Origin of the sequence: Pseudomonas sp. GM102 (genome assembly GCF_000282555.1) — a bacterium.
Lineage (GTDB): Bacteria > Pseudomonadota > Gammaproteobacteria > Pseudomonadales > Pseudomonadaceae > Aquipseudomonas.
Window position 1 is genome coordinate 89,687 of record NZ_AKJB01000064.1, and the last position, 9,478, is coordinate 99,164.

Here is a 9,478-nt window from a genome sequence, read left to right on the forward strand (position 1 = left end):
AACATGCGTGTGATGGTGATCCTGGCTGTACTGTTGCTGAGTGCCTGTCAGCATGTGCCGGTGGTGCCGCCACCGGTCAGTGGCGAGATCCGGGACTTGCGTAGCGGTCAAACACTGACGGCGCAGGAACTGCTTGCACGGTTGGCCCAGCCTTCGCGGTTGATCGTCGGCGAGCAGCATGACAATCGTGATCACCATCAACTGCAATTGTGGTTATTACAGGCGCTGGGGGAGCGGCGGCCCCAAGGCAGTCTACTGCTGGAAATGCTCACGCCGGATCAACAAGTGCGCGTCGATCATGTTAAGAACTCTTCACCGCTACCCGCTGACTTGCCCAATGCATTGGCCTGGCAACCGGGTTGGGAGTGGAATCTGTACGGGCCGATCGTCGGTTTTGCCCTGACTCAGCCGTACCCGTTGCTGGCGGCCAATCTGGATACGCTCGAAATCCGTACTGTCTATGCCAAACCGCCAACATTGAGCGGTTCTCGCTCCAATGCCCCGATGGTCAAAGAGACGTTGCTGGCACAAATCAGCGATTCCCATTGTGGCTTGCTGCCCACATCGCAAATGCCCGCGATGCTGGCCGTCCAGCAGCAGCGTGACCGGCGAATGGCCGGACGATTACTGGCTGCACCAACACCTTCACTGCTGTTTGCCGGCGGGTACCACGCGCGTAAGGATGTCGGGGTGCCGATCCATGTGCTGGATCTGGGTAAGCCCGAAGCACCGATGGTATTGATGCTGGCGGAGCAGGGCGCTGAGGTCACGCCGGCCATGGCCGATTACGTTTGGTATACGCCCGCCACACCACCGCAGGATTACTGCGCGCAAATGCGTCAACAGTTCAGCAAGCAGTCAGGGCAGTAAAATCTGGCGAGTTTTCCACAGGCAAAAAAAGACCCGGCAAGAGCCGGGTCAAATAACCGTGATTAGCCTGATGAGGAGATAATCTGAGAGTCCGAACCAAGGGCTTTTCAGAATATCGACCAGTCTCGCGACCAGTTGTGATAATCATAGCGATTCTCATTACCAAGTCAACCGCTGATTTTCATTTTCTGTGGATCTCACCAGTTCCCTTGGTGAGGGCCCCGCAATCATTGGTCTTCAGGCTGTGTGCGTAAGCGTAATTACCCGTTCAAATCTTGTGGCGTGACGAGATAGCGTCCAGCTGTTTGTTCAGGGCTTCCTTGCGTTCGGCGGGAATGTCGTTCCAGTGAACATCCATCAGTGCGCCTTCGATCGCATACAACAACACCTTGGAAGCCCGAAAACCGCGCGTGCGCACGGCCCGATAAGCATCCACAGCTCCCAGCCGACGCAAGTCCGAGGCACTGTGGATGCCCACGGCATGCAGCCATTGCGCCGACGTCTTGCCAAGATTTTTCAGGTGTTGCAGTTCATCATTCATCAAGCCTCCTTGCGACAGCCGAACGGTGCGTGGGCGAGCCTCTCAGCAGTGTAGCCATCAGTAGGAAAAGCGTGATTGTTTGGTCGGTTTCGACGCAAAAGCTTCTAAGAAATGGGCTCAAGAAGTGGCGTGAAAAGGCTGCGAGTGTTGTCGGAGGAAGGGCGGAGGATTGAGTTTCAGGGTAGAAAAAAGTACAGAGTCCAGCGCAAAGCAGGGGCGCCGGACCTGATAGAACGTCGCTTTTAACGGGTGCGATAACGCAGTCGCGTACCGAAATTCATCGACATCAGAATCTCATCGGCACTCAGCTCTGGCGGGAAGTACGCGCCGGAGATCTGCGCGTGGGCCAGGCTCGCCCCTTCCAGGGAAGCGTTGCGAAAGTCGATGCCGCGCAAGTCGGCAGAGCGGAAATAGGCATCGGTGAAGTCGACGCCGTCGGCGTTCAGTTCACGCAGATCGAGACCACGGAAGTCGCCGCCGACCATGTCGATAGGTCCATCTTTCGGGCGTTCGTTGTTAAAGCCTGTGATGTCGTCTTTGTGCAGCAAGGCATAAAGCGGGGTGTCGAGAAGTTTCGGCTGGTTCATGTCACATCACCTGATGGTTTTATGACGCCAGTATAGTGCCACTATTTGACAGCCGTGAAGCCGGTGAAGGCTTCACGGTTGAAATAGTTTCTTACAGGCCTGGCAGACGTTGGCGAATCTGCGCAACGACGGTATCGAGCGTGCCACTTTCATTGGTCTGGACGCGTTTGCTGCACAGGATTTCTGCTGGCGTCAGGGCCTCGCGGCTGGCTTGTTGGGCGGCGATAACGGTCAGGTTGGCGTCGGACGGATCGTTATCGTCTGCCTGACGTTGCTTCAACCAGCTCTCGATCACCGCTTGCGGTGCGTCGCAGTCGAGGATCAGGAACGGCGCGCCCGTGGCTTCGGCGATTTTCGCCGCGCCGTCGCGTTGGTCGCGCTTGAGGTAGGTGGCATCGACCACCACCGGGAAACCGGCATGCAAAATTACACCGGCGATTTCATGCAGACGGCTGTAGGTGGCGGCGCTGGCATCGGCACTATAGATGCCGGCCTGCGGGTCGTTCGGTACGGTTTGCTCGCCGAACATACGCTTGCGCTCGACGTCGGAACGCAGGCGAATGGCGCCGAGGGCTTCCACCAGGCGCATGGCCACGTGACTCTTGCCGACGGCGGAAACACCGTGGGTAATCGCCAGGAAGCGCGAAGGAATGGTGCTGTAGCTTTCCGCCAGGTTGGCGTAGTTGCGGTACTGACGCAGAGTAGTGGCGCGCTGCACCGGATCGGCCTCGGCAGGCATGCTGAACAGGCTGACCTTGGCGCGAACCAGTGCGCGGTAGGCTTTATAGAAGTTCAGCAGCTCCAGGCCCTGATAGTCGCCAGTCAGTTCCAGGTATTGGCTGATGAAACGGCGCGCCAGGCTTTTCAGGCCGCGGTCTTCCAGGTCCATGGCCAGGAAGCCGGTGTCGGCGTAAACGTCGGTGAAGCGGAACGGTTCGTTGAACTCGATGCAGTCGAAGATCACCACGTTGCCGTCGATCACGGTGGCGTTGCCCAAATGAATGTCACCGTGGCACTCACGAATGAAACCGTCGGCCTTACGCTGGGCGAATAGTGGCTTGAGGCGTTCGAAGCTGCTTTCGGCCCAGGCTTGCAGCGCCTCGAGTTGCAGCAGATCGGCCTTGTCGCTGAGGAACGGGCGGATCTGTTCGAAGTTCTGCCGCACCGGCGCCATCACGCTGTCCGGCGTGCCAGCTTCGTGTTCGGCAGGCACTTTTGGCGCGATGAGGTGGAATTGAGCGATCTGCGCCGCCATCTCGTCGATGTGCGTGGTGGTCAATTCGCCGTTGGCTTGCAAGGTGCTGAGCAATTGGCTTTGTGGAAACTGACGCATTTTCAGGGCGTAATCGACGACCGGACCTTCACCGCCCAGTTGTGGTGCCTCGGCGCTGCCAGTGATCGGCAACACTTCCAGATACAAGTCATGGGTCAGGCGCTGGTTCAGGCGCAGCTCTTCAGCGCAGAAATGCTCGCGAGCCTCAAGGCTGGTGAAGTCGAGGAAGCCGAAATTCACTGGCTTCTTCACTTTATAAGCGTAGGGGCCGGTGAGCAGCACCCACGAAATATGGGTTTCGATGACCTGAAACCCTTCTACGGGATGCGGGTAGAGGGCCGGGTTTTGCAGGGCAGCGATCAGGGACTGGCTCACAGGCGATCCTTCAGAGTCTGGGGGAAATTCAAGGCCGCCATTATGGCCGCAAGTCCGCCCGACGCAAACCTCGGAGGGCTTCTGTTGAGTATGAATAAAGTGCGTATAATCCGCCGCCATGACTCGAACTCGATCCCCCCGCACCCCAAAAAAACCACCTTCCAGAGGCATGCGCCCCTGGCTGGGCTGGGCCCTTAAACTCAGCCTGGTCGGCCTTGTGGTGCTTGCCGGGTTCGCGGTTTACCTCGACGCAGTGGTCCAGGAGAAGTTCTCCGGCAAGCGCTGGACCATTCCGGCCAAGGTTTACGCGCGCCCGCTTGAACTGTTCACTGGCCAAAAGCTGAGCAAGGAAGACTTCCTCACCGAGCTCGATGCCTTGGGCTACCGACGCGAAGCCGTCAGCAATGGCCCCGGCGCGGCGGCGGTCAATGGCAATACCGTCGACTTGAATACCCGGGGCTTCCAGTTCTATGAAGGCATGGAGACGGCTCAGCCCGTGCGTGTGCGCTTCTCCGGCGATTACGTGGCCGAGCTCTCGGCAACCAACGGTTCGAAGCTTTCAGTGGTGCGACTGGAGCCGCTGCTGATCGGCGGGATTTACCCGAAAAACCTTGAAGACCGCATCCTGATCAAGATCGATCAGGTACCGCCGTATCTGCTCGAAACCCTGGTTGCCGTAGAAGACCGGGATTTCTACAGCCACTGGGGCGTGTCGCCGAAGTCGATTGCCCGAGCCATCTACGTCAACACCTCGGGCGGCAAGATGACCCAGGGCGGCAGTACGCTGACGCAACAGTTGGTCAAGAACTTCTACCTCACCAGCGAACGCAGCCTGACCCGTAAGCTCACCGAAGCCATGATGGCGATGTTGCTTGAGCTGCATTACGACAAGCGCGAAATTCTTGAGGCTTACCTCAATGAAGTGTTCGTCGGCCAGGATGGTCAGCGCGCGGTGCACGGTTTCGGCCTGGCCAGCCAATTCTTCTTCGGGCAGCCATTGTCCGAGCTGAAACTGCATCAAGTCGCTTTGTTGGTGGGCATGGTCAAGGGGCCGTCCTATTACAACCCGCGTCGCAACCCTGAGCGGGCGCTGGAACGGCGCAATCTGGTGCTCGATGTTCTGGCGGAACAAGGCGTTGCCACCGCCGAGCAGGTTGAGGCGGCGAAGAAAATGCCACTGGGTGTGACCACTCGCGGCAAGTTGGCCGACAGCTCGTTCCCGGGCTTCCTCGATCTGGTTAAACGTCAGTTGCGCGAAGACTACCGCGACGAAGACTTGACCGAAGAAGGTCTGCGGATTTTCACCAGTTTCGACCCGATCCTGCAGATGAAGGCCGAAGCATCGGTCAACGACACGTTCAAGCGTCTGTCCGGGCGCAAGGGTTCCGATGAGGTTGAGGCGGCCATGGTCGTGACCAACCCGGAAACCGGCGAAGTCCAGGCCATGATCGGTAGTCGTCAGGCGAGTTTTGCCGGCTTCAACCGGGCGCTGGACGCGGTACGACCGATAGGCTCGTTGATCAAACCGGCGGTTTATCTGACAGCCCTCGAGAAGCCGAGCCAGTACACGCTGACCAGTTGGCTGTCGGACGACTACTTCTCGGTCAAAGGCGCGGACGGTCAGGTCTGGAAACCGCAGAACTATGATCGCCGTACCCACGGTACGGTGTTCCTTTATCAAGGGTTGGCGCATTCTTACAACCTGTCGACCGCGCGTCTTGGCTTGGCGGTGGGCGTACCGAATGTCTTGAAGACTCTGGCGCGCCTGGGTGTGACTCGGGAGTTCCCGGCGTTCCCGTCGATGTTGCTGGGTGCCGGCGGTATGACCCCGATCGAAGTGGCGACCATGTACCAGACGTTGGCCAACGGCGGCTTCAATACGCCGATGCGCGGGATTCGCAGCGTGCTGACTGCCGAGGGCGAACCGCTCAAGCGTTATCCGTTCCAGATTCAGCAGCAATTCGATCCGGCGTCCATTTACCTGATCCAGAGCGCCATGCAACGGGTCATGCGTGAAGGTACGGGCAGTTCGGTTTACAACGTGTTACCAAAAACCCTGACCCTGGCCGGCAAGACCGGTACCAGTAACGATTCGCGGGACAGCTGGTTCGCCGGTTTCAGTCAGGATCTGCTGGCAGTCGTCTGGCTGGGGCGCGATGATAACGGCAAGACGCCGTTCACCGGTGCCACCGGTGCGTTGCAGGTCTGGACCAGTTTCATGCGCAAGGCCGATCCGCTGCCGCTGGACATGCCGCAGCCGGACAACATTGTTCAGGCCTGGGTCGATTCGCGCACCGGGCAAGGTTCTGAAGGCAGCTGCCCAGGCGCGGTGCAGATGCCGTATATTCGCGGCAGCGAACCGCCTCCCGGTGCTGCTTGCGGTGGCGAAAGCCCTGCTGAATCGGTGATGGATTGGGTCAAGGGCTGGATGAATTAAGCAAAGAGGGTTTCAAGTGAACAAGTGGTTGATTCCAGCAGTGACCGCCGTGGCTTTGCTCAGCGGCTGCTCCACCGTACAGCGAGGTTCGATCCCGGTTGTGGATTCCGGCACCGCCGTCTCCAACAGCGAGCGGATTTCGGCGAATGGCGGTTTCCGGCAGTCGACGGTAAAACGTCCTGCGCAAGCCCAGACTCAGGCGATCCCGCAAGGTGACACTGGCGTTGTTGTGATGGTGCCGGGTGGTGGCGCTGTTTCCTCGGCCCCGATCAGCACTTCGCCGATTACCCCAGGCCCGATCGATACCTCGCCGGTTCAATCGGCACCGATCAATCAGGGCAGCTACAGCATGCCATCGACGCCAAGCGGGATTCCTTCGAGTTCCGGCGGCCTGTCTGCCGATGAGCAACTGGACGGTCCGGTCCTGGCGTTGTTGACCACTGCCCAGCAGCAACAGGCCAGCGGCGACCTTAATGGTGCGTCCTCCAGTCTCGAGCGCGCCCAGCGTGTCGCGCCGCGTGAGCCGCAAGTGCTTTATCGCCTGGCCCAGGTGCGTATGGCCCAAGGCGATGCGGCACAGGCCGAGCAATTCGCTCGTCGTGGTTTGACGTTCGCCAGTGGTCGTCCGGCCCTTCAGGCCAGCCTGTGGGAATTGATCGCCCAGGCTCGTGAGAAGCAGGGTGACTCCGCCGGTGCAGCGTTGGCTCGTCAGAAGGCCAAGGTCTCGCTGTGATGGATGCACGCTTCCCGAAGATTGCCGAGCAGTTGCTGTTGATCGAGCGCGAATTGCGTGTCCAGGGCTGGTGGGACGAAGTCGCGCCGTCCGCTGAAGCGCTATCCAGTGTCGAGCCATTTTCGGTGGATACGCTGGATTTCGAGCAATGGCTGCAATGGATTTTCCTGCCGCGCATGAAAGCGATCCTGGAGCAGGATCTGCCCTTGCCGAACGCGTCGGGTATTCAGGAGATGGCCGAAATGGTCTTCGCCGCCCGCAACGTCCAGGGCAAGGATCGGCAGCTTCAGGTCTTGCTCAAAGAGTTCGACCTGTTGATCACCGCCTCTCGCTAACTCCAATCCGTTGTAGGCGCCTACATACAGTTTTTCGCGATCTGTTTCTGTGCTTCGGTGATGCGCTCCTGACGTTGTTGGTCGGTCAGGCGGCGCATCTCACCGTCGACATCCTCCCGTAGTCGCGGATTATTCTGCAGTTGAGCCAGGTTCGTTCGGGCCTGTTCGCAGAATCCTCTTAGCTGGTCTTGCTGCTCGGCGACCTGCTTTTTCACTTTGTTGTCGATGGCCCGTTGATCGCCTATGACGTTGCTGCGCGGTGGCGCGCTCGGTTTGCCGACGGGCGGGGCGGGCGTCACCACGAGGGTCGGCTCCTGGCCTGGGGGTGGTTGCGCATCGAAATGAGTGACGCCTTGGGCATCGACCCATTTGTAGATCTGACCCGCCATGCACAAAGGGCTCAGGCTGATCAGCAAGCTGGCGGTGAAGAAGAACGTTCGCATGCCATTTCCTTGTCATGGGTGCGCAATCGAAGCTAACACAGTTGCGGTTTAAAGGTTTTTTCTTGCGTTCTCATGCGCTTAGTTCGAATAAAGCACATTGACGGCTTGACTTGCGATGGGCGAAACAGAAGAATCCAAAGTCCGCTGTAGAGGGACTGCCAGAAGCAGACCCACTCGGTAGATCATGAGGCGCACATCCGCGCCGACCTGTTACACCCGCAACGCGTTACCTCGCGCTGGGTGGGAAAGGCCCGCAACACTTGGGACGTTCCCAATACTTGCTCAGTCAGTGCTGACGTAGTCGGCGACCACCGTCGCTCATGCTCTGCCGAGAAGTAAACCTATTAAGACCCGTCCTCATGTATGTGGACGGTATTCTGGCGTTTTAGAGGTGAACAACGTGGAGCTTTTATCTGGCGGTGAGATGCTCGTCCGCTTTTTGCGTGACGAAGGCGTCAAATATATCTACGGGTACCCGGGCGGTGCTCTTCTTCATGTCTACGATGCCCTGTTCAAAGAACCGGAAGTGACCCACATCCTGGTTCGTCACGAGCAGGCTGCGACCCATATGGCCGACGGTTATGCCCGTGCCACCGGTAAAGCCGGCGTGGTACTGGTGACTTCCGGTCCGGGCGCAACCAACGCCATCACCGGTATTGCCACGGCCTACATGGACTCCATTCCGATGGTGATCATTTCCGGCCAGGTGCCTAGCACCATGGTAGGCACCGATGCATTCCAGGAAACCGACATGATCGGTATCTCCCGGCCGATCGTGAAGCACAGCTTCATGATCAAGCATGCGTCGGAAATCCCGGAAGTCATGAAGAAGGCGTTCTACCTGGCGCAATCCGGTCGTCCTGGTCCGGTCGTTGTCGATATCCCGAAAGACATGACCAACCCGGCCGAGAAGTTCGAATACATCTTCCCGAAAAAAGCCAAGCTGCGTTCCTACAGCCCGGCCGTTCGCGGTCACTCCGGGCAAATCCGCAAGGCAGCCGAAATGCTCCTGGCGGCCAAGCGTCCTGTGCTTTATTCAGGTGGCGGGGTGATTCTCGGTGGTGGCTCCGCGCCACTGACCGAACTGGCAAAGATGCTCAACCTGCCAGTGACCAATACCCTGATGGGTCTGGGTGCCTACCCTGGCACCGACCGTCAGTTCATTGGCATGCTCGGCATGCACGGCAGCTACACCGCCAACCTGGCGATGCACCATGCCGATGTCATCCTTGCAGTCGGCGCGCGTTTCGATGACCGCGTGATCAACGGCCCGGCCAAGTTCTGTCCGAATGCCAAGATCATTCACATCGACATCGACCCGGCTTCGATTTCCAAGACCATCAAGGCAGACGTGCCTATCGTCGGTCCGGTCGAGAGTGTCCTGACCGAAATGGTCGCGATCCTCAAGGAAATCGGTGAGACCCCGAACAAGGAGTCCGTTGCCAGCTGGTGGAAGCAAGTCGATGAGTGGCGCGGTGACCGCGGCCTGTTCCCTTACGACAAGGGCGACGGCAGCGTGATCAAGCCGCAGACCGTGATCGAAACCCTGTGCGAAGTGACCAAGGGCGACGCCTTTGTGACCTCCGACGTGGGTCAGCACCAAATGTTCGCCGCGCAGTACTACACGTTCAACAAGCCAAACCGCTGGATCAACTCCGGTGGCCTGGGCACCATGGGCTTCGGTTTTCCGGCGGCCATGGGCATCAAGCTGAGCTTCCCGGATGATGACGTCGCCTGCGTAACGGGCGAGGGCAGCATCCAGATGAACATTCAGGAACTGTCGACCTGCCTGCAATACGGTTTGCCGGTGAAGATCGTCATTCTGAATAACGGTGTACTGGGTATGGTTCGCCAGTGGCAGGACATGAGTTATGGCAGCCGCCA

General features: G+C 58.8%; 9 protein-coding genes. 5 read left to right on the forward strand and 4 right to left on the reverse strand.

Annotation, left to right across the window (positions count from 1 at the left end; genetic code table 11):
- Window positions 1–3 precede the first annotated feature (3 nt).
- On the forward strand, window positions 4–870 hold the full coding sequence (locus PMI18_RS12550) for a ChaN family lipoprotein (protein WP_007902043.1): 867 nt from the start codon (window positions 4–6) through the stop codon (window positions 868–870).
- Window positions 871–1,138: 268 nt separating this feature from the next.
- Here the strand turns inward: PMI18_RS12550 and PMI18_RS12545 are convergent, their stop codons facing one another.
- The 3 genes from PMI18_RS12545 to PMI18_RS12535 all read right to left on the reverse strand — a co-directional run bounded on the left by PMI18_RS12545 (window position 1,139) and on the right by PMI18_RS12535 (window position 3,646).
- Complete coding sequence (locus PMI18_RS12545) at window positions 1,139–1,411, reverse strand: TfoX/Sxy family protein (protein WP_007902045.1); 273 nt, start codon at window positions 1,409–1,411, stop codon at window positions 1,139–1,141.
- Between the two features lie 242 nt (window positions 1,412–1,653).
- Window positions 1,654–1,998 (reverse strand): pentapeptide repeat-containing protein, encoded by a 345-nt coding sequence (locus PMI18_RS12540; RefSeq protein WP_007902047.1) that lies wholly within the window; start codon window positions 1,996–1,998, stop codon window positions 1,654–1,656.
- Window positions 1,999–2,089: 91 nt separating this feature from the next.
- Window positions 2,090–3,646, reverse strand: a complete 1,557-nt coding sequence (locus tag PMI18_RS12535) for a bifunctional aminoglycoside phosphotransferase/ATP-binding protein (RefSeq protein ID WP_007902051.1) — start codon at window positions 3,644–3,646, stop codon at window positions 2,090–2,092.
- A 118-nt stretch (window positions 3,647–3,764) separates the two neighbouring features.
- Here PMI18_RS12535 and mrcB point away from each other — a divergent pair, with 118 nt between their 5' ends.
- Genes mrcB through PMI18_RS12520 form a run of 3 tightly spaced genes read left to right on the forward strand, consistent with a single transcriptional unit; the run spans window position 3,765 to window position 7,151 of the window.
- Window positions 3,765–6,083, forward strand: coding sequence for a penicillin-binding protein 1B (gene mrcB / locus PMI18_RS12530; protein ID WP_033036537.1), 2,319 nt, complete (start codon window positions 3,765–3,767; stop codon window positions 6,081–6,083).
- Window positions 6,084–6,099: 16 nt separating this feature from the next.
- Window positions 6,100–6,816, forward strand: a complete 717-nt coding sequence (locus PMI18_RS12525) for a tetratricopeptide repeat protein (RefSeq protein WP_007902056.1) — start codon at window positions 6,100–6,102, stop codon at window positions 6,814–6,816.
- Window positions 6,816–7,151 (forward strand): YqcC family protein, encoded by a 336-nt coding sequence (locus tag PMI18_RS12520; RefSeq protein ID WP_007902060.1) that lies wholly within the window; start codon window positions 6,816–6,818, stop codon window positions 7,149–7,151. Before PMI18_RS12525 ends, PMI18_RS12520 begins: the two co-directional genes overlap by 1 nt.
- Window positions 7,152–7,171: 20 nt before the next feature.
- Here the strand turns inward: PMI18_RS12520 and PMI18_RS12515 are convergent, their stop codons facing one another.
- Entirely contained in the window at window positions 7,172–7,594 is a 423-nt protein-coding gene (locus tag PMI18_RS12515) for a DUF4124 domain-containing protein (RefSeq protein ID WP_007902062.1), read from the reverse strand.
- Between the two features lie 400 nt (window positions 7,595–7,994).
- Here PMI18_RS12515 and PMI18_RS12510 point away from each other — a divergent pair.
- Window positions 7,995–9,478, forward strand: a 1,484-nt coding sequence (locus tag PMI18_RS12510; protein ID WP_007902064.1) for an acetolactate synthase 3 large subunit, incomplete at its 3' end; no start/stop codon positions are given.